This is a genomic window from Curtobacterium sp. MCLR17_059, assembly GCF_003234665.1.
Lineage (GTDB): Bacteria > Actinomycetota > Actinomycetes > Actinomycetales > Microbacteriaceae > Curtobacterium > Curtobacterium flaccumfaciens.
Map to the genome: position 1 here is coordinate 171,633 of NZ_QKSU01000007.1, position 19,873 is coordinate 191,505.

The following is a 19,873-nucleotide window of genomic DNA, read 5'->3' on the forward strand; positions in this document are numbered from 1 at the left end:
TTCAGGCGCCGTGACGGCGCACCAGGTCCGGCAGCTCGGCGGGTTCGAACTCCTCGTCGGTTGCGTCGAGCTCGTCGGCGGTCCACCACCGCGAGGCGAGGATGTCAACGCGCTCGTCATCGGTCCACTCGGCGTCCGACAGCTCGAAGCCGGGGGTGCGGACGACGTAGAACTCGGCGTGCCCGCGGTCGTGGTCGGCGAGGTCCCACTCGACCGTGAAGTCCCAGGACCACACCGGTTCGCCGGGTTCGTCGATGACGATCCCGGTCTCCTCGCGCAGTTCGCGGATCGCGGCGTCGCGGTGGGTCTCCCCCGGGTCGACCCCACCACCCGGCGTGATCCAGCGGTGGGCGCCGTCCGACGAGGGCGAATTCGTGTCCATCAGGAACACGCGGCCCTCGGGGTCGAGCAGCAGGATGCGGGAGGTGCGGCGCAGGCCGGGCTTGGCGGTCACCCGCCCGACGTTAGCCGACGAAGCCGCTGACGTCGCCGACCAGCTTGGTGTGGTCGGCGGGGATCGGCTCGACGGCGGCGAGGGCGATCTCGGCTGCGAACTCGGACACGCTGTAGAGCTTGCCGACCTCCTGCCGACGACCCTCGATCGCGCCGGGGTTCAGGCGGTTCAGCAGCGTCGCGGTGATCGTGCCCTCGATCATGTCGCCGGAGACGACGACGAACTCGATGCCGGCGGCCTCGAGCTGCGGGATGAGCTCACGGAGGGCGAGTTCTCCGGCGCGCTTGCTCTTGGCGACCGGGACGTACTCGTCCATCGTCTCGGCGGTCTCGACGAAGTGGGCCTGGTGGCTCGTGACGAACACCACACGGGACCCTGCGGGCATGTGCGGCACGGCGGTCTGCAGCATGTCGACCTGGGCGTCGCGGTTCAGGCGGAGCGCGTAGTCCTCGCCGACGCCGGACTCCATTCCGCCCGACGCGTTGAGCACGAGCAGGTCGATGCCGCCCCACTCCTGGACGACGGTGTCGACGAGGGCCTGCACGGAGTCGTGCTCGGTGAGGTCGGCGCCGACGGCCAGGGCGGAGCCGCCCGCCTCGACGATCTTCTCGGCGATCTGCTCCGCGCGCTTGGCCTTGTTGCGGTAGTTCACGACGACCTTCGCACCGGCCTCGGCGAGGTACCCGACGGTGTCGGCGCCGATGCCACGGGACGAACCGGTGACGACGGCGCGCTTGTCGGTGAGGGATCCGGGGGCGAGGGGGTTGCTCACAGTCGTGTTCTCCAGGTCTGGTTCCGGCCGGTCGGGCGCACCGAGCCTACCAATCGCCTGCACGACCGTCGGACGGCCCTGATATGTTGAACGGAGTTGTACCGGCTGTCGCGACGCAGCGAGCCGCCGCGCGCGACCGAGGGAGGGAGATCGCGTGAACGGAATCGATTGGATCCAGAGCACCGTCTGGATCGGCCTGGTGTTGCTCCTGGGCGTGGTCGAGATCTTCACCCTCGACTTCATCTTCATCATGCTTGCGGCGGGTGCCGCCGGCGGGTTGATCGCCGCGTTGCTCGGCGCCCCGTGGTGGCTGTCCGCCATCGTCGCCGCGGTGGCCGCCCTCGTGCTGCTGTCGCTCGTCCGACCGCGACTGCTCGTCGCGCTCGGCCGCGGTGCCGACCCGCACCGCACCAACGTCGAGGGGCTCATCGGGCTCGCCGGCACGGTCGCGGTCGCCTTCACCTCCTCCAGTCCTGGTCAGGTGCGCCTGGCCAACGGCGAGACCTGGAGCGCGCGGTTCGCCGCGGGCTCCGTCGACCGCACACCGCCACTCGGGACCCCCGTGGTCGTCGAGTCGATCGAGGGGTCGACCGCGGTCGTGCGCCTCGCAGAAAGGGCCACCTCGTGACCAGCATCTCCCCGGGGACGATCGCACTGCTCGTGCTCGTCCTCGTCGTCGTCATCTTCGTGATCGTCGTCCTGGCGAAGGCGATCCGGATCGTCCCGCAGGCCACCGCGGGCGTCGTCGAACGACTCGGCAAGTACCACAAGACCCTCAACCCGGGCTTGAACCTTCTCGTCCCGTTCATCGACCGCCTGCGGCCGCTGCTCGACATGCGTGAGCAGGTCGTCTCGTTCCCGCCGCAGCCCGTGATCACCGAGGACAACCTCGTGGTCTCGATCGACACGGTCGTCTACTTCCAGGTGACCGACGCCCGCGCCGCGACGTACGAGATCGCGAACTACCTCGGCGCCGTCGAGCAGCTCACCACCACCACGCTCCGCAACGTCGTCGGTGGCCTGAACCTCGAAGAGGCACTGACCAGCCGCGACAACATCAACGGCCAGCTCCGCGTCGTCCTCGACGAAGCCACGGGCAAGTGGGGCATCCGCGTCGGCCGAGTCGAGCTCAAGGCGATCGAGCCGCCCGTGTCCATCCAGGACGCGATGGAGCAGCAGCTCCGTGCCGAGCGCAGCCGACGTGCCGCGATCCTCCAGGCCGAGGGCACCAAGCAGTCCCAGATCCTCGAGGCCGAGGGACAGCGACAGGCAGCGATCCTGGCCGCCGAGGGTGACGCCAAGGCACAGGTACTCCGTGCCGAGGGTGAAGCCCAGGCCATCGCGACCGTGTTCGAGGCCATCCACACCGGCGACCCCGACGAGAAGCTGCTGTCCTACCAGTACCTGCAGACCCTGCCGAAGATCGCCGAGGGCACGTCGAACAAGCTCTGGATGATCCCGAGCGAGTTCACCGAGGCACTGTCCGGCATCGCGAAGGGCTTCAGCGCCAGCCGTGGTGGCGGCGCCGGTCCGGTCGCCGGCGGTGCTGGAGGCACGGACTTCCTGTCCCGCATCTCGAAGCTCGCGAACGAGAGCCTGGCGAACACCGCAGCCGCGGACACCACGATGCCGAGGGCAGACGCCACCGCCGCGGACATCGTTCCCGAGTCCGACCTCGACGCACGTCTGGCCGAGTCGAACCGCAGTGTCGACGCGCACCTCGCGGCCGCCGACGACGCGACCGCCGAGCAGGTCGGGGACACTCCGCCCACGCCGGGCGACGACGCCTCCGGTCACCGGACCAGCGACGGCTCCGGTCGGCGCTGACACCGCACGCACACGAACGACGACGCCCGCCCCGGGGAACCGGGGCGGGCGTCGTCGTGTGGTCGGTGGTATCAGGCGCCGCGTCGTGCGCGGAGGACCTGCAGGCGCTCTTCGAGGAGCTCCTCGAGTTCCTCGCGCGAGCGGCGTTCGAGCAGCATGTCCCAGTGGGTGCGGGGTGCCTTCACGTCCTCTTCGGCGACCTCGACGGGGATCCCGTCGTCGCCGAGCAGGCGGCCCTCGCGACCGGAGCGCGGCTCCGACCAGGTCTGGGGGACGTCCGCATCGGCCGAGAAGACGATGTCGAACGTCTCACCCGAATCCGTCTGGTAGACCGCGCGCTTGCGATCTGAGAGCTCGACGCCCTCTTCGCTCTGGAGACTCTGACTCCCGAGCCGCATGCCGCGGAGACTCCGATCAGCCATGTGTGTGCTCCTCTCGCTCGTCTGCCCTCCACAACACTGTCCCACGCCCCATCAATCCCGTACCGGCGCATTCACAGTCCGTTCCCAGTGGCTGGGCGCGGCGTGCCCGATCAGGAGCGGGTGCGACGGCCCCAGGGCGCGCAGGCGAGGAGCACGAGGAGCCCCCCGAGGGAGAGCAGGAGCGTGATCGAGCCGGACAGGATCGACGCCGGGGTGGTGGATGTGCCGAGCGGTACGTCGGTCACCATCGACGTCGCGGTGTACTCCGGCACCCGGTCGATCGTGCGTCCGCTCGGGTCGATGACCTGCGACGCTCCGACGGTCGAGATGTTCACGAGCGACCGACCGGTCTCGATGGCCCGCATCCGCGCGATCTCGAGCTGCTGCAGGTTCTCGTCGGTGCCCGAGAAGTCGGCGTTGTTCGTCTGCGCGAGGATCACCTGCGCTCCCCCGCGCACCATGTCGGCGGTCAGCCCGTCGTCGACGATGTCGAAGCAGATCGAGATGCCGGCACGGATGCCCGCGACGGAGAGCACGTTCGGCTTCGTCCCCGGCGTGTAGTCGCGCTGCAGCAGACCGATCAGCGACGGCGCGAGCTTGGAGAAGAACCAGCGGTCGGGCACGTACTCGCCGAACGGCACCGGGCGCTTCTTGTCGTAGGACGACTGCCAGCCGTCGGCGGTCCACACGAACGACGTGTTGTGCAGCACCCCCGAGGGGGTCTGCGTGATGGCACCCGCGACGATCGGGGCGTCGAGCGAGTCGACCACCGAGTCGAGGGCGGAGGCGATGACCGGCTGCTGCCGCGGGTCGTACTCCGCACCTGCCTCGGGCCACACGACCAGGTCCACACCCTTCGCGTCCACGTCCGTCGCCGCGACCTGCGCCGCCAGGACGTCGCCGGGCTCCGCACGGTCGAAGTACCCTGCGGGACCGTTGCCCTGCACCGCCTCGACCCGGATCGTGCCGCTCGTCGCCGTCGGCCACGCCGGCACGGCCAGGACCGCCGCGACGAGCAGACCCGCCGTGGCCACCCGCACGGGCAGCCGGAGCGTCACGCCCGGCACGCGGGGTGCCACGAGCGCGAGCGACACCACGACCGCGACGCAGTACACGACGATGAACGTCAGCCCGAGGACGCCGACGTACGCGGCCAGGTGCGTGAACGGCCCCTGCGACTGCGACAGGCCGACGCGCCCCCAGGCGAAACCGCCGTACGGCCAGCTCCCCGAGAACCACTCGCGTCCGGTCCAGAGTGCGGCGACGACGGCCGGGAGGCCCCACACGCGTCCGGCGGTCGAGGGCAGGACGCGTGCGACCCAGCGGTACGCCAGGGCGATCGCGACGCTGCCGAGCGCGAAGAACGCGGCTTCGAGCAGGGCGAGTGCGAACCACGGGACCGGGCCCAGGTAACGACCGGCCCACGAGATGGCCGGGATCCAGAACGCCGCGCCGGCGAGGTAACCGATCCACGCCGCACGCGGCGCCCGCTGCCCCATCACCGCGAGCAGCATGCAGGCGAGTGCCGGGTAGGCGAGGAACCACCACCCGGGCGACGGGAACGCGAGGGCGAAGAGGATCCCGCCGATGACGGCCAACGGCAGCGCGGTGCCCAGCGGCAACGCGGCGAACGGACCGGTCGCGACCGCCCCGCGGCCGACGGGAGCGGGCAGCCCGCGCACACTGGTCTCCGGAACCCGCACCGGGCCTCCTGTCAGACCGCCGCGTAGGCGACGATGCCGCGGCGAACCGCGTCCGTCGCCCGTCGGGCGGTCTGGGCGAGTTCGTCGTCGCCGGCGTTCCGGATCTGGTCGAGCAGGTCGATGACCTGCTTCGACCAGCGCACGAAGTCGCCGGCCGGCAGGTCGAGGGTGCGGAGGACGTCGTCGAGGGCGGAACCCGAGGCCCAGCGGAACATGCCGACGGCCATCGCCGGGGTCGGGGGCTGCGAACCGGCCAGGCGCGCCGCCCGCTCGATGTCGTCGAGGCGCGACCAGATCGTCAGTGTCTCGTCGAGCGCAGGGCGGAACGCACCGCGGGGCAGGGCGTGCTCCGTGCCGGGCGCGTCCTCGCGGCGGGGCTGGTAGATGATCGTCGCGGCCATGGCAGCGAGTTGCGCGGGGGTGAGGTCCTTCCAGACCCCCGCCTCGAGGCACTCGGCGACGAGCAGGTCGCGGTCGCCGTAGATGCGCTGCAGGCGACGGCCACCGGGGGCCACCGTGGCTTCGCCGTTGCCGGCGTCCACCAGGTAGCCGAGCTCGAGCAGGACCTCGGTGACACGGTCGAACGTCGTGGCGACGGCGCCCGTGCGGGACCTGATCTGCTGGACGAGCTTGTCGTTGGCGCGCTTGAGCTTCCACCAGCGCTCGGACCAGCGGGCGTGTGCCTCGCGTTCCGGGCAGGCGTGGCAGGGGTGGCGCTGCAGCTGGCGGCGGACCGCCGTGATCGCGGCCTGGCGTTCCTGGCGGGCGCCGTGTGACGCCTCGCGGCCGCCGGGCACGTTCGTGCGCTCGAGGTCGGAGAGCTCACGACGGAGCGCCGAGTACTCGGTGAAGTCGCCGAGGTGGCACTGCATCGCCTCGCGGTAGCCGTCGAGCGACTCCTGCTGCGAGCGGACCTTGCGGGCGAGGTCGACCACCGACCGGTCGGCCTGGAACTGGGCGAACGACGTCTCGAGGACCTCGCGCGTGCGCTGCCGGCCGAACTGGTCGATCAGGTTGACGGCCATGTTGTAGGTCGGCTTGAACGACGAGTTGAGCGGGTACGTGCGGCGGCTGGCCAGCGACGCGACGGCCTGCGGGTCGAGTCCGTCGGTCCACTGGATGACCGAGTGCCCCTCGACGTCGATGCCACGACGACCGGCACGACCGGTGAGCTGCGTGTACTCCCCCGGGGTGATCGGCACACGGGCTTCGCCGTTGAACTTCTCGAGCTTCTCGAGCACGACGGTGCGCGCCGGCATGTTCACGCCGAGCGCCAGGGTCTCGGTGGCGAACACGACCTTCAGGAGCTTGCGCTGGAAGAGGTTCTCGACGACCTCCTTGAAGGCGGGGAGCAGGCCGGCGTGGTGCGCCGCGACCCCGCGCTCGAGCCCTTCGAGCCACTCCCAGTAGCCGAGGACGGCCAGGTCTTCGTCGAGCAGGGTGCGGCAGTGGTACTCCGCCGTCTCGCGGATCTCGTTGCGCTCCTGCACCGTCGTCAGGGACAGGCCCGAGCGCAGGACGTTGCGGACGCCCTGGTCGCAGCCGTTGCGGCTGAACACGAAGAAGATCGCGGGCAGGAGCATCCGCTCGTCGAGCATGTGCGCGATCTGTTCGCGGTGCACCTTCTCGGTGCGGGGCCCGCGACGCTCGGGGTAGCCACCACGACCGCGCCGGCCGCGGTGGCCGCCGCCGTTCCGCTCGCTCCGCGAACCGCCACCGACCATGCGGAGCAGTTCCGGGTTCACGCGGTTCGTCGCCGCGGCACCGCTCGAGTCGAACAGGTCGACCATCTTCGAACCGACCAGGACGTGCTGCTCGAGCGGCACCGGGCGGTCTTCGGAGACGATGACGTCGGTGTCGCCGCGGACGGTCTGCAGCCAGTCGCCGAACTCCTCGGCGTTGGACACCGTGGCGCTGAGCGAGACCAGGCGGACCTCGGTCGGGAGGTGCAGGATGACCTCTTCCCAGACGGCACCGCGGAACCGGTCGGCGAGGTAGTGCACCTCGTCGAGGACCACCCAGGCGAGGTCGTCGAGCAGGTCCGAGTCGGCGTAGATCATGTTCCGGAGCACCTCGGTCGTCATCACGACGACGCGGGCGCGGGGGTTCACGTTGGTGTCGCCGGTGAGCAGCCCGACCTCGGACTCGCCGTAGACGTCGACGAGTTCGGCGTACTTCTGGTTGCTCAGTGCCTTCATCGGCGTCGTGTAGAAGACCTTCGCCGTCGGCTGGCGCATGGCGAGCCAGATGGCGAACTCGGCCACGATGGTCTTGCCGGCTCCGGTCGGGGCGGCGACCAGGACGCTGCGGCCCTGGTCGAGCGAGTCGCAGGCGGCGAACTGGAACGGGTCGAGATCGAACCGCAGGTCCGTCCGGAAGAGCTCGAGGTTGCGCGACCGGTTGCGCACCTTGGCCGCGGCGAACCGCTCGGCCGCACTCGTGCCACTCACAGGTCGTACTCCTCGTCGAGCTTCGCCTGGCGCTTGGCCAGACGGCGGTCGTGGATCCACGCGATGAAGCAGGCCGCGACGTACAGCACGGTCATCGGGATGGCCAGCAGGAACATCGAGATGACGTCGGCACTCGGCGTGACGATGGCGCAGAACACCAGGATGCAGAGGATCGCGACGCGCCAGCTCTTGATGATCGCGGAGGCCGACAGCACCCCGACGAAGTTCAGCAGGACGATGAACACCGGCAGCACGAAGGCGATGCCCACCGCGACGATGAGCTTGATGACGAAGTCGTAGTACGCCTTCGCATCGACGATCGAGGTGTCCTGGCTCGACACGAAGCTGCCGAGGATGCCGACCACGTGCGGCAGGATGTACCACCCGAAGTAGCACCCGGCGAAGAACAGCGGGATCGCGGTGCCGAGGAAGCCCCAGACGTACTGCCGCTCGCGCCGGACGAGCGCGGGCACGATGAACGCCCAGATCTGGTACAGCCAGACCGGGCTGGCGATGACGACGCCGATGGTGATCGCGATCTGCAGCTTGAGGTCGAACGCCCCGGTGATCATCGGGAAGTTCAGCTCGGCCGTGTGTCCGCCGACCTTGGCGAGCTCGGTCACCGGTGCCCGGAGCGCGTCGAGCACCCACGGGGTGAGGAACCAGCCGCCGATTGCACCGACGACGATCGCCACGACTGCGCGGAAGAGACGGTTGCGCAGCTCGATGAGGTGCTGCCCGAGCGACATGCGGCCTTCGGCGTCGGTCTTCTGGCGCCCCTGCCGCTTCGCTCGCCCGCGCGCGGTCGTCGAAGCCATGTGCTCGATCTTACGGGGTCGGGACCGACAGTCCGCCGGGGGTCGGTGCGGCCGCGTGGCGGGTGGGTGGCGGGCGGGCGTGTGGTAGGCAGCGCGTGGCGAGCGGGATCGGGTGTACCTGGCGAGCAGGTGGGTGGCGGGCGAGATCGGGCGTACCTGGCGAGACCGGGCGTACCGGGTCGGAAGATCGCATCAGGTACGCCCGGAACGACCAGGTACCCAAGGTTCACCGCGCGAGGTCGGGCGTACCGAGCGAGATCGGGCGTACCTGGGGGATCGGGCGTACCTGGCGAGATCGGGCATACCTGGTCGGAGCAACACACCAGGTACGCCCGGAACAACCAGGTACTCGAGCTTCACCGTGCGGGATCGGGCGTGCCGTGCGGGATCAGGCATACCTGGCGAGATCGGGCGTACCTATCGAGATCGGGCGTACCTGGCGAGACCGGGCATACCTGGTCGTAAGAACACACCAGGTACGCCCGGAACGACCAGGTACACGAAGTCCACCGTGCAGGATCGGGCGTACCCGGTCGGAACGTGCAGCGCTCGAACGGGCCGCAGCGGCAGACGTCAGCCCGCGGCGAGGGCCGCGGCCGCGAAGTCGCGCACGGCGTCACGGGCCGCGGGCGGGTCCAGCACCACGGCACGACCGGGCAACCCGGCAACGAGCCGGACCACGCCGTCGAACCCGTGCGACGCCGCGAGCCGGATGCGCACACGACCGTCGGAGTCGGGCGCGTCGGCCGTGTCGGACAGGAAGTCGGCGACCAGGGGCAGCGACGTCGAGTCGAGTTCCACCGTGACGATGACGTCGTCGGCGGCCTGCTGGAACAGCGTGTCCGGGATGACGACCTGGTCGATGGTCTTCTCGGCCGCGCGGTCGTCGACCCGGGCCTCGGACATGCGATCGAGCCGGAACGTCCGGAGCGCCTGCCGATCGAGGTCCCACGCGCGCAGGTACCAGTCGGTGTCGATGGACTCGACCCGGAGCGGGTCGACCCGTCGGGTGCCGCCTTGGGTGCGCGGTCCGGCGTACTCGAAAACCAGGCCGCGGCCGTCGGACATCGCCCGCCGGATGGTGGCGAGGGCGACGTCGTGCAGGTCCTGCCCGACGGCGACGGTCGACGCCGCTCCCCCGGCTCCGCGGGAGAGCTTGGCCATCAGCGCGCGGATGGCGTCACGGTCGGCGGCCTCGGGCAGCGCGGACAGGTACTGCAGACCGGCGATGAGCGCCGACGCCTCACGAGCCGACAGCCGCGGTGAGTCGTCGATCGCCACGAGGTTGGTCAGCACGATCATGTCGTTCTGGTCGAAGTCGTCCCAGGCGATGTCGAACAGGTCGCCGTGCTGGTACTGCATCGTCTCGCCGGGAACCCCGGACACCGCGATGAGTTCGACGGCACGCCGGATGCGGGCCTCGGGCACACCGAAGTGCCGAGCCGCCTCGGCCACCGAGACCCGCTCGCGGTCGATCAGGTACGGCACCAGGGCGAGCAGGAACGCGAGCTTGTCCTGCGCCTGCAGGGGTTGGGCGTCAGCCACGAACGGGGTCCTCTCCGGGGGCTGCTGCAGGGTCGTCGTCGGTGTGGTCGCGCACGAGTGCACGGAGGCGCTCCTCGACCCGTGCCCGCAGGTCGTCGGGCTCGAGCACCCGGACCTCGGGCCCGAAGGCGGCGAGTTCCTCGGCGAGGATCTGCGGGTCGACGTGGTGCAGCACGAGCGCGCCGTCGGCGTCGGTCTCGGTGTCGCGGCGACGGGTCAGTCGGCGTTCGGCGTCGGAACCCGGCGTCACGGCGATGCGCGCAGTGCGCTCGGCCCAGATCCGCTCGAGCTCGGCGAGGGTGCGCTCCCCCGCGCCGACGGGAGCGGTGTGCTGCCCGACCTCGTACTGGGTGACGGGTCCGACGATGCGGGCCAGCAGGTAGTTCTTGTCCGAGTCCGTCGCGAACTCGTGGGCGGCGAGCATCCACCGGCCGCCGTGCTGCACCAGGGCGAGTGGAGCCACTTCGCGCCGACGGGCGTCGTGCTGCCCCGGGGTGATGTAGTCGAAGCGAACTGCGGCGCCGCGATCGAGCGCGGAACGGAGCGGCTCGAAGGACGCATCCCGAGCCCGGAGCCGCGGGGCGTACGCATCGACCCCGAGCTGCAGGGCACCGTCGTCGTCCTCGGCGCCGGCCGAGCGGACCTTCAGCAGGCCACGGCGGGAGTCGGCGGACAGTGCGCCTTCGCGCCAGGCCATCGCGGCCAGGGACAGCAGCGCGGATTCGTCCGGGGTGAAGCGGACGTCGACGGGCAGGTCGTACTCACCCTTCGGGATCCGGTACCGGAGCGTCTGGTTGTTGCCCGCGGCACCCGGGGTCTCGATGGTCTCGAGGGGGATGCCGAGCTCGCGGACGTCGTCCTTGTCGCGTTCGAACTGGCGCTCGAGCGAGGCGTTGTCGCCACCGGTCGAGAACCGCTGCCGGTACCCCTGCACGTTGGCCAGGATCTCGGCCTTGGTCAGCCCGGACTCCGTCGAGAGCAGCGCGAGCACGAGGCTGAACAGCCGCTCCTCGGCGGGCACACGGGGCACACGGGTCGCTGGCACGAGCCGATCCTACGGCAGCGCGGGTGCACCGGAGTGCACCCGCGCCGCGGTCCGTGGACGGTCGGACCGGGTCAGTTCGAGATCGCCCCGAGGACGTCGATCACGTACGCGTACGCGGTCCCCTGCTGGTTGACGATGGCCAGGACCTGGTCGCCGACGTGGTGCCCGACGATGGCGGTCCGGACACCCTCGTCGACCTGGCCCTTGGTGAGCGGGATGGCCTGCGCGCCCGATCCGTCGGTCCAGCTGGAGCCGGCGACGGACGGGTCGGCACCCCAGGTGACGGCGGTGTACTTGATGACCGCAGTGTCCTTCGCGGTGAGTTCGCGACCGTCGCCCTTGCGGAGCAGGTGCGTCTCGTTCGACTTCGGCGCGCTCCACGACGGGATCGTGATGCCGGGAGCGCCGGAGGGTGCGAGCACCACGGCCGGCATCTTGTCGCCGGCGAGCTGCGGGGTGCCGGTGGCACGGGCGTCGAACGCGCGCTTGACGTCGATGACGGCGATGACGGCGTCCTCGGTCTTCTTCGACGACGAGCTGCCAGCGGTGCCGCCGGTGCTGCTCAGGGCGCTCTTCGGCAGGGCCACCGCCAGGCGGTCGCCGACGCGGGCGCACTGCAGCGAGGCGCCGAGGGCCCCGTAGTTGCTCGCACCGGCGGTGATCGGTGCCGTCTGGCCCGAGTAGCCGCTCGTCTGGGCGACCTGCCCCGTGGAGCCGTCGACCAGGGTGTACTCGACCAGGACGGGGGTGCCGTCGTCGATCGTGCGACCGGAACCCTGCTGCAGCACGGACACCTGGGTGCCCTTGGTGGTCAGGCCCTTCGGCACGTTGACCTTCGGCTCCGAGCCGAACTTGCCGGTGGCGGTCACCGCTTCGGACGCGGCGCCGGGAGCGGCACAGCTCGAGGGCGTGGTGCCGGCACCGTTCGAGGCGCAGGCGGTGAGGGACACCGCGAGACCGATGGTGACCAGGAGTGCGGGGATGGTGCGCACGGACCCTCTTTCCGTTCGATGCAGGACGGGCACGCCGTCAGCCTACCGTTCGTCCTCGACGGCCCCGGACGGAGCCGCAGCGGCATCCGACGGAGCCGCAGTGGCATCCGACGAAGCCACAGCGCCCTCGGACGGCGCCGCAGCACCCTCCGCCGCCGACGACGCCTCGGCCGCGGCGACCTTGCGCGCCTGCGCCGCCGACTGCCGGGCCACCTTGCGGAGCTTCTTGTCGCTCGTCGCCCGCTCGCCCACGGCACCGGGGGTCCAGGCCTCGATGTCCTCGTCCGAGAACTCCGCCTTGCCCGCGCGGCGCTTCAGGTTCGGCAGCACGGTGCCGTCGGCCAGGCGTCGTGCCGTGATGAGGAATCCGGTGTGCCCGACCATGCGGTGGTCCGGGCGGACGGCGAGGCCCTCGACGTGCCAGGTGCGCACCAGGGTCTCGCTCGGCATCGGGTCGGTGAAGCGCCCGGTGTCGCGCAGGGCCTCGGCCGTGCGGGACAGCTGCGTGACGGTCGCGACGTAGCAGACGATGAGTCCGCCGGGCACGAGGGCGTCGGCCGCGGCGTCCACGCACTCCCACGGCGCGAGCATGTCGAGTACGACTCGGTCGATGCTCTGCGGCTCGGTTGCGTCGGGCAGCGACTCGACCAGGTCACCGACGGTGACGGACCAGTTGTCCGGGACTGCGCCGAGGAAGGTGCCGACGTTGCCCTTCGCGATCGCCGCGAACTCCTCGCGGCGCTCGAACGACTGCAGCTGCCCGGTCGGGCCGATCGCGCGGAGCAGGAACAGCGACAGCGCCCCCGAGCCGACGCCGGCCTCGACCACGCGGGCCCCGGGGAAGACGTCCGCGAAGGCCACGATCTGCGCCGCGTCCTTCGGGTAGACGATCGCGGCGCCACGCGGCATCGACATCACGTAGTCGTTGAGCAGCGGACGGAGCGCGAGGTACTCGTCACCGGTGCTCGCCCGGATGACGGAGCCGTCGGGCTGGCCGATGACGTCGTCGTGCCGCAGCACCCCGCGGTGCGTGTGGTACTCACCCGCGGTCTCGAGCGACAGCGTCGTGAGCTTGCCCTTCGGACCGGTCAGCTGCACGCGGTCGCCGGCCCGGAACGGGCCGCGCGGCGGCGTGTGCGGTGCGCCGCCCGCGGTGTGCGGGAGGGCTGCGGTCGGATCCGCGGTCGGACTGGAGGCGCTGCTCGCGTCCGCCTCGTCGCGTGCGTCGTCGGTGTGGCTCATCGGGTGACCCCTTCGGTGTCCGCAGCGTGCGCCGGGTCCGGCACCGCGCCTCCAGAGTGCGCAGCCCGTGCGGCCAGTGCCGGCGTCGTCAACTCGACCAGACGGTCGACGTCGACGCCCGCCAGGGTGGTCAGGTGCACGTCGCCGCCGGCGATCTCGGACAGCGGGACGATGTGTTCGACGGCGACCGTGACGGCGCCGGAGGCGACGGCCGACGCGACACCGGTGGCGGAGTCCTCGATCGCGACGCACGCGGTGGGCTCGACGCCGAGCTGCGCCGCGGCGGACAGGTACGCGTCCGGGAACGGCTTCGGGCGGTCGACGTCGTCGCCGGCCACGACGACGCGGAAGCCGCGCTCGCCCAGGGCCTCGGCGGCGACGAGCGCCATCTTGCGACGGGACATCGTGACCAGGGCAGTCGGGATGCCGCGGGCGTGGAGCTCCTCGACGAGCTCGCGGGCGCCCGGACGCCAGGGCAGTTCACCGGCGCGCAGGTGCTCCATCACGTAGTCGGTCATCCACTGGATGATCTCCTCGACCTCCATGTCGACGCCCTTGGCGCGCAGGAGCTCACCGGAGCGCTCGAGGCCGGACCCGACCAGGGACAGGCCGTCCTCGTGGGTCCACTCGGCGCCGTAGCGGTTCGTCAGGTCGACCTGGGACCGCTGCCAGATCGGCTCGGTGTCGATGATCGTGCCGTCCATGTCCCACAGCACGGCTGCGGGCGGGACGGGGGCAGGAGGATGCGCGGTCACGGGCGACGAGTCTACCGGGGCCGTTCCGCTGGGCGCGGACGCGCGCGTGCGCCGACACCCCCTGGGCCTACAGTGGATGCCTGAATCGTGTCCGGCCGGGGGCATCGCTCCCGCCCCGCTCCGCTCCACCACCAGGAGGTCCGCTCCGTGCCACAGCACTCCCCCTTCAGCGACGGTCGCTTGCTCGTCGTCGCCTTCGAGGGCTGGAACGACGCCGGCGAGGCCGCGAGCGGTCTGGCGCGTCGCATCGTCGAGTCGCTCGGCCTCGACGAGTTGCGTGAGCTCGACGGTGAGCGGTACGTCGACTACCAGTTCAACCGGCCCACCGTCGGCACCGACGACAACGGCGACCGCGGTGTGCAGTGGCCCCGGATCGTGCTGCACGGCCCCGGTGCCGAGGGCCGTCCGGTCATCGGCGCCACCGGCTCCCCCACCGACCGTGACGTCTTCGTCCTCGTCGGCCCGGAACCCTCGCGCACCTGGCGGGGCTTCTGCTCGGAGATCATCGACCTGGCGGACGTCTACTCGATCGACGCCGTCGTCTTCGTCGGTGCGATGCTCGCCGACGTCCCGCACACCCGGCCGATCTCGGTGTTCGTGTCGAGCGAGAACGCCGGTGTCCGCGCCGCCTTCGACGTCGACAAGTCCTCGTACGAGGGCCCGACGGGCATCCTCGGGGTCCTCGCCGACGCGATGGACAAGGCCGGGCTGACCACGTTGTCCCTGTGGGCCTCGGTGCCGCACTACGTGCACAACTCGCCCTCGCCCAAGGCCACGCTCTCGCTGCTCGACAAGATCGAGGAGCTCACGGACGTCACGGTGCCGCGCGGCTCGCTGCTCGACGACGCCACCGAGTGGGAAGAGGGCATCGACGCCCTCGCCGCCGACGACGAGGACATGGCGTCCTACATCGGGCAGCTCGAGCAGGCGCGCGACACCGTCGACTCCCCCGAGGCCTCGGGAGACGCCATCGCGCAGGAGTTCGAGCAGTACCTCCGTCGCCGCGAGCGCAAGGACGGCAAGGACGGCGGCACCGCCGGTGGCGAGGGGCCGTGGCGGCCCCAGCAGTAGCCGTCACCCGCTGACGGACAGGAGGCACGGTGCCGGCTGGCACCGTGCCTCCTGTCCGTCTGGGGCGTGCGGCGAGTGGTCACGAACTGTCGGCTGCGGCCCGCGTCGGCGACAGTTCCTGACCCCTCGGCGGCGCGCACGCGCCGTGTCGCGACCACACGGCGAACGGGAGGCGCGTGTCGGCCTCGCCACGCGCCTCCCGTCCGGCGACCGCGAACCGTCACGACACCCCGCTCACGTCCGGCGAGTGGTCGCAAACTGTCGGCTGCGGCCCGCCCGGGCGACAGTTCCTGACCCCTCGGTGGCACGCACGCGACGTGTCGCGACCACTCACCGCGCGGTCACGACACCCCGCTCACGTCCGGCGAGTGGTCACGAACTGTCGGTTGCGGCCCGCCCGGGCGACAGTTCCTGCCCCCTCGGCAGCGCGCACCCGACGTGTCGCGACCACTCCGCGGACGGGAGGCACGGGGCAGGGCCGCCACGGGCCTCCCGCCCGGCGGCCGCGAACGGTCACGACACCCCGCTCACCTCCGGCGAGCGGTCGCGAACTGTCGGCTGCGGCCCACCTCGGCGACAGTTCCCGACTCCTCGGCGACGCGCACGCGACGTGTCGCGACCACTCGCCGCGCGGTCACGACACCCCGCTCACGTCCGCGAGTGGTCGCAAACTGTCGGCTGCGGCCCGCCCGGGCGACAGTTCCTGACCCCTCGGTGGCTCGCACGCGACGTGTCGCGACCACACGGCGGACGGGAGGCGCGTGTCGGCCTCGCCACGGGCCTCCCGTCCGGCGGCCGCGAACGGTCACGACACCCCGCTCACGTCCGGCGAGTGGTCGCGAACTGTCGGCTGCGGCCCGCCCGGGCGACAGTTCCTGACCCCTCGGCGGGGCGCACGCGACGCGTCGCGCCCGCCGAGGTCAGGCCAGCCGGATGCCGAGCAGCGCGTCGATCAAGTCGATGAGCTCCGGCGTGCACGCCGTGCCACCGGCGATCGCCGTGTCGACCGCGGCGACGGCACCGGGGGTGTCGAGGTCGTCGGAGACCCGCGCGCGGATGCGTGCCGCGACGTCCGCTGCGTCGTCGGCGTGCCCGGCGGAGGCTCCCGAGGCCCAGGCGTCCCAGCCGGCGAGCCGCGTCTGGGCGCTCGTCAGCTCGGTGTCGAACCACTCCCAGTCGTCGGAGTACTTGTGCGACAGCAGTGCGAGCCGGATGGCACGGGGGTCGGCGCCGTCGTCGAGCAGCCCGCGCACGGTGACGAGGTTGCCGAGCGACTTCGAGATCTTCGTGCCCTGGTAAGCGATCATCCCGGTGTGCACGAACGCGTTCGCGAGGGGCTGGTGCGCGAGGGCAGCAGCGTGCCCGGCGGTCATCTCGTGGTGCGGGAAGACGAGGTCGCTCCCGCCGCCCTGCACGCTGATCGGCAGCCCGAGGCGGTCACCGGCGATGACGCTGCACTCGATGTGCCAGCCGGGGCGACCGGGGCCGATCTCGGTGTCCCAGGCCGGCTCGCCGTCACGCGCGGCGCGCCACAGCAGCGGGTCGAGCGGGTCGCGCTTGCCCGGACGATCCGGGTCGCCGCCGCGTTCGGCTGCGAGGGCGAGCATCGTCTCGCGGTCCAGGCCGCTCTCGTCACCGAGGGTCCATGCGTCGGTCGGGCGGTTCACGTCGAAGTACAGGTCGTCGCCCTCGGCGCCGTCGGTCGGGACCTCGTATGCGTAGCCGGACTCCTGCAGGAACGAGACCGCCTCGGCGACGCGCTCGACCTCGTCGGTGACGGCCACGAAGTCGTCCGGCGGCAGGATCCGGAGCGACTCCATGTCGCGGCGGAACAGGTCGACCTGCTCAGCCGCCAGGGCACGCCAGTCGACGCCGTCGCGGGCGGCACGCTCGAGCAGCGGGTCGTCCACGTCGGTGACGTTCTGCGCGTACTCGACGTCGAGCCCCGCGTCACGCCAGGCACGGCCGAGCGTGTCGAACGCCAGGTAGGTCGCCGCGTGGCCGAGGTGCGTGGCGTCGTACGGCGTGATCCCACAGACGTACAGCGCGGCACGGTCCTCGTCGCGGGCGGGGTCCACCGGCTTGCCCGTTGCGGTGTCGTGGACGACCGGTCGGGGCGCGGCGCCGGGGACGTCGGGGACGGATGGGGCCTGCCAGGCCCTCACGGCTGGATCACTCCGAGCGACAACAACACGATGAGCACGATACCGAGTGCGATCCGGTAAACGACGAAGGGCATGAAGCTGCGCTTGCTGATGTAGTTCATGAACGCCGCGATCACGACGAACCCGACCACGAACGCGACGACGGTCGCGATGAGCGTGTCGGCGAGTCCGAACGGCGAGCCGTGGTCGCCGAGGCTCGTCGCGGCCTCGTAGAACCCGGACAGGAACACCGCCGGGATCGCCAGCAGGAACGCGAAGCGCGCGGCCGCCGGGCGGGTGTACCCGAGGGCGAGGCCCATCGACACCGTCGCACCGGAACGGGACACACCGGGCACCAGGGCGAGCATCTGCGCCAGCCCGATGAGCAGACCACCGCGGAACGTCATCTGCTCGATCCGGCGCTCCTTGCGGCCGACACGGTCGAGCACCCCGAGCACGACACCGAACACGATGAGGACGATCGCGACGATCCAGAGGGACCGGAACGTGGTCTCGATCGAGTCCTTGAGCAGGAGCCCGGCGACCCCGATCGGGATCGTGCCGAGGATCACCAGCCAGCCGAGCCGGACGTCGGGGTCGCCCCTCGGCACGTCACGCTTGACCACCGACCGGAACCACCGCCCGATGATCCGGGTGATGTCCTTCCAGAAGTAGATGAGCACCGCGGTCTCGGTGCCGAGCTGCGTCACGGCGGTGAAGGCCGCACCGGGGTCCTTCGCGTCGGGCAGGAAGAGCCCCACGATGCGCAGGTGCGCGCTGGAGGACACGGGCAGGAACTCGGTGAGCCCCTGGACGAAGCCGAGGAAGATCGCCTCGAGGATGTGCATCGCACGGGCCTTTCGGGGGGAGGTCGGTCAGGGCACCGCCACGACGGCGACCATGAACAATATCAGTACGTGGCGAGCAGGTCGCCCAGCACCCGCCGACCGAACGCCAGCGAGTCGAGCGGCACCCGCTCGTCCACGCCGTGGAACATCGCGGGGAAGTCGACACCGGCCGGAAGCTGCAGCGGCACGAACCCGTACCCCGCGATGCCGAGCGTCGAGAGCGCCTTGTTGTCGGTGCCGCCGGACAGCAGGTACGGCAGGACCGGTGCGCCCGGGTCGTGCCGGCCGAGGACGTCGCGGACGGCGTCGACCAGCGGGCCGCCGAAGTCCTGCTCGAGGCCGATGTCGCGGAACGACATGACCACCTCGACGTCGGGTCCGGCGAGCTCCCGCACCCGCTCGAGCACGGACTCCTCGTCACCCGGCAGGCAGCGGATGTCCACCAGGGCCTCGGCGGTGTCGGGGATGACGTTGTGCTTGTAGCCGGCCGTCAGCACCGTCGGGTTCGACGTGGTGTGCAGCGCGGCGTGGATGAACCGCGACGCCGAGCCGGTGGCCAGCGCGACCTCGTCCGGGCCGGTCACCGTCGGGTCGACCCCGAGGAACCGCGCCACCTCGGCCACCATCGCGTCCGTCGTGGCCGAGAGCCGGACGGGCCACTCCTCGCTGCCGATCCGGGCGACCGCCGCCGCGAGCTTCGTGACGGCGTTGTCGCGGATCACGTGCGAGCCGTGGGCAGCGGTGCCGCGCGCGATCAGCTTCACCCACATGAGCGCCTTCTCGCCGGTCTGCAACAGGTAGGCGCGACGGTCACCGAGCGTGATCGAGTACCCGCCGACCTCGCTGATCGCCGCCGACGCCCCCGCGAAGACCTCCGGGTGCTGGTCGACCACGTGGTGGGACCCCAGGACTCCCCCGGCCTCTTCGTCGGCGAAGTACGCGATCACCAGGTCACGCTCCGGCGCACCGTGCTGCTCGATGACGTCGGCCAGCGACGTGAGCATCATCGCGTCCATGTTCTTCATGTCGACGGCGCCCCGACCCCACAGCGACCCGTCCTTGACCACGCCACCGAACGGGTCCACCGACCAGTTCGCCGGATCCGCCGGCACCACGTCGAGGTGCCCGTGCACCACGAGCGCCGGCTTGTCACGGTTCCGACCGGGCACCCGCGCCACGACGCTCACCCGGTCCGGCTCGGACTCGAACAACTGCGGCTCGAGACCCAGCGCGCGGAGCTTGTCCTCGACGTAGTGGGCTGCCTCGGTCTCCCCACGGGACTTCCCCTCGCCCCAGTTCGTCGTGTCGATGCGGATGAGGTCGCGGGCGATCGCCGCGGTGGCCTCGAGCTCGGGCACGGACTGCGGCTCGGAGGGCTCCGGGTTCGTCATGGCTCCACGGTATCGGTCGGCACCGACCCCGTCGCCGGGACAGCGCGCGCAGGACTCGCCCGGGATGCGCGACCGTGTTCATCGCGCGTTCAGACCCGTGCTAGTGTCTTCTCTCGGCAGGAACGCCGGGTTCAACCCGGGAAACAGACACCAGACACCCTGTCCGGGTGGCGGAATTGGTAGACGCGCTAGCTTGAGGTGCTAGTGCCCGTATTAGGGCGTAGGGGTTCAAGTCCCCTCTCGGACACAGGAAATGCGTGCCCCCTGACCTTTCGGTCGGGGGGCATTTTCTGTTGCGTCTTCCCGGCGAGTGCCGCCATCGCTGCGCTCAGGGCGTCACCGCCTCTGGGGCGCCACCTCGCTGCGCTCAGGGCGACCACGTGCCACTTCGCTT

The 19,873-nt window shown here is 71.1% G+C and carries 17 protein-coding genes and 1 tRNA gene; 4 read left to right on the plus strand and 14 right to left on the minus strand.

Annotated features, from left to right (window positions below; genetic code table 11):
* Position 1 precedes the first annotated feature (1 nt).
* Together DEJ12_RS11650 and DEJ12_RS11655 are read right to left on the minus strand one after the other, a co-directional pair.
* On the minus strand, positions 2-454 hold the full coding sequence (locus DEJ12_RS11650; protein ID WP_071403789.1) for an NUDIX hydrolase: 453 nt from the start codon (positions 452-454) through the stop codon (positions 2-4).
* A gap of 10 nt (positions 455-464) precedes the next feature.
* Positions 465-1,226 (minus strand): SDR family oxidoreductase, encoded by a 762-nt coding sequence (locus tag DEJ12_RS11655; RefSeq protein ID WP_111024422.1) that lies wholly within the window; start codon positions 1,224-1,226, stop codon positions 465-467.
* 154 nt (positions 1,227-1,380) lie between these two features.
* Between DEJ12_RS11655 and DEJ12_RS11660 the strand changes: the two genes are divergently transcribed.
* Both DEJ12_RS11660 and DEJ12_RS11665 read left to right on the plus strand, forming a co-directional pair.
* Positions 1,381-1,854 (plus strand): NfeD family protein, encoded by a 474-nt coding sequence (locus DEJ12_RS11660; RefSeq protein WP_110863722.1) that lies wholly within the window; start codon positions 1,381-1,383, stop codon positions 1,852-1,854.
* The gene (locus DEJ12_RS11665; protein WP_110863721.1) at positions 1,851-3,053 is read left to right on the plus strand and encodes an SPFH domain-containing protein; all 1,203 of its coding nucleotides are present in this window, start codon (positions 1,851-1,853) and stop codon (positions 3,051-3,053) included. The genes DEJ12_RS11660 and DEJ12_RS11665 overlap by 4 nt, the downstream gene beginning before the upstream one ends.
* Positions 3,054-3,124: 71 nt before the next feature.
* On the opposite strand, the gene DEJ12_RS11670 is transcribed toward DEJ12_RS11665, so the two are convergent.
* From DEJ12_RS11670 to DEJ12_RS11710, 9 genes are all read right to left on the minus strand, one after another.
* A complete protein-coding gene (locus DEJ12_RS11670) occupies positions 3,125-3,475 on the minus strand; it encodes an RNA polymerase-binding protein RbpA (protein WP_027465636.1) in 351 nt (116 codons plus the stop codon).
* Positions 3,476-3,585: 110 nt separating this feature from the next.
* The gene (gene lnt, locus DEJ12_RS11675) at positions 3,586-5,178 is read right to left on the minus strand and encodes an apolipoprotein N-acyltransferase (RefSeq protein ID WP_258370602.1); all 1,593 of its coding nucleotides are present in this window, start codon (positions 5,176-5,178) and stop codon (positions 3,586-3,588) included.
* A gap of 11 nt (positions 5,179-5,189) precedes the next feature.
* Positions 5,190-7,628: an RNA helicase gene (locus DEJ12_RS11680; RefSeq protein ID WP_111030115.1), complete on the minus strand. Its 2,439-nt coding sequence runs from the start codon at positions 7,626-7,628 to the stop codon at positions 5,190-5,192.
* Positions 7,625-8,377, minus strand: a complete 753-nt coding sequence (gene tatC, locus DEJ12_RS11685) for a twin-arginine translocase subunit TatC (RefSeq protein WP_110863923.1) — start codon at positions 8,375-8,377, stop codon at positions 7,625-7,627. Before tatC ends, DEJ12_RS11680 begins: the two co-directional genes overlap by 4 nt.
* Before the next feature lie 642 nt (positions 8,378-9,019).
* Positions 9,020-9,991 carry a YafY family protein gene (locus DEJ12_RS11690; RefSeq protein ID WP_111030116.1) on the minus strand — a complete coding sequence of 324 codons (972 nt, stop codon included), beginning with the start codon at positions 9,989-9,991 and terminating at the stop codon, positions 9,020-9,022.
* Positions 9,984-11,036, minus strand: a complete 1,053-nt coding sequence (locus tag DEJ12_RS11695) for a YafY family protein (protein ID WP_111030117.1) — start codon at positions 11,034-11,036, stop codon at positions 9,984-9,986. Before DEJ12_RS11695 ends, DEJ12_RS11690 begins: the two co-directional genes overlap by 8 nt.
* A 71-nt stretch (positions 11,037-11,107) precedes the next feature.
* Positions 11,108-12,028 carry an FKBP-type peptidyl-prolyl cis-trans isomerase gene (locus tag DEJ12_RS11700; RefSeq protein ID WP_084740364.1) on the minus strand — a complete coding sequence of 307 codons (921 nt, stop codon included), beginning with the start codon at positions 12,026-12,028 and terminating at the stop codon, positions 11,108-11,110.
* A gap of 42 nt (positions 12,029-12,070) precedes the next feature.
* The gene (locus DEJ12_RS11705; protein ID WP_111030118.1) at positions 12,071-13,270 is read right to left on the minus strand and encodes a tRNA (adenine-N1)-methyltransferase; all 1,200 of its coding nucleotides are present in this window, start codon (positions 13,268-13,270) and stop codon (positions 12,071-12,073) included.
* A complete protein-coding gene (locus DEJ12_RS11710) occupies positions 13,267-14,025 on the minus strand; it encodes an HAD family phosphatase (RefSeq protein WP_258370601.1) in 759 nt (252 codons plus the stop codon). Before DEJ12_RS11710 ends, DEJ12_RS11705 begins: the two co-directional genes overlap by 4 nt.
* A gap of 147 nt (positions 14,026-14,172) precedes the next feature.
* On the opposite strand from DEJ12_RS11710, the gene DEJ12_RS11715 reads away from it, so the two are divergent.
* A complete protein-coding gene (locus DEJ12_RS11715) occupies positions 14,173-15,096 on the plus strand; it encodes a proteasome assembly chaperone family protein (protein ID WP_027465645.1) in 924 nt (307 codons plus the stop codon).
* 920 nt (positions 15,097-16,016) lie between these two features.
* On the opposite strand, the gene mshC is transcribed toward DEJ12_RS11715, so the two are convergent.
* The 3 genes from mshC to DEJ12_RS11730 form a co-directional block, all read right to left on the minus strand.
* Positions 16,017-17,261 carry a cysteine--1-D-myo-inosityl 2-amino-2-deoxy-alpha-D-glucopyranoside ligase gene (gene mshC, locus DEJ12_RS11720; protein ID WP_111030120.1) on the minus strand — a complete coding sequence of 415 codons (1,245 nt, stop codon included), beginning with the start codon at positions 17,259-17,261 and terminating at the stop codon, positions 16,017-16,019.
* A complete protein-coding gene (locus DEJ12_RS11725) occupies positions 17,258-18,088 on the minus strand; it encodes an undecaprenyl-diphosphate phosphatase (RefSeq protein ID WP_111030121.1) in 831 nt (276 codons plus the stop codon). The genes mshC and DEJ12_RS11725 overlap by 4 nt, the downstream gene beginning before the upstream one ends.
* Before the next feature lie 62 nt (positions 18,089-18,150).
* Positions 18,151-19,479, minus strand: coding sequence for a M20/M25/M40 family metallo-hydrolase (locus DEJ12_RS11730; protein WP_110864516.1), 1,329 nt, complete (start codon positions 19,477-19,479; stop codon positions 18,151-18,153).
* 161 nt (positions 19,480-19,640) lie between these two features.
* Here DEJ12_RS11730 and DEJ12_RS11735 point away from each other — a divergent pair.
* A tRNA-Leu gene (locus tag DEJ12_RS11735) sits at positions 19,641-19,726 on the plus strand.
* Positions 19,727-19,873 lie beyond the last annotated feature (147 nt).

Excerpts from the sequence above, each read along its gene's own strand:
- DEJ12_RS11670 (WP_027465636.1), bottom strand. The coding sequence starts at position 3,475 with ATGGCTGATCGGAGTCTCCGCGGCATGCGGCTCGGGAGTCAGAGTCTC.
- tatC (WP_110863923.1), bottom strand. The coding sequence starts at position 8,377 with ATGTCGCTCGGGCAGCACCTCATCGAGCTGCGCAACCGTCTCTTCCGC.
- DEJ12_RS11705 (WP_111030118.1), bottom strand. The coding sequence starts at position 13,270 with ATGAGCCACACCGACGACGCACGCGACGAGGCGGACGCGAGCAGCGCC.
- DEJ12_RS11725 (WP_111030121.1), bottom strand. The coding sequence starts at position 18,088 with ATGCACATCCTCGAGGCGATCTTCCTCGGCTTCGTCCAGGGGCTCACC.
- DEJ12_RS11730 (WP_110864516.1), bottom strand. The coding sequence starts at position 19,479 with ATGACGAACCCGGAGCCCTCCGAGCCGCAGTCCGTGCCCGAGCTCGAG.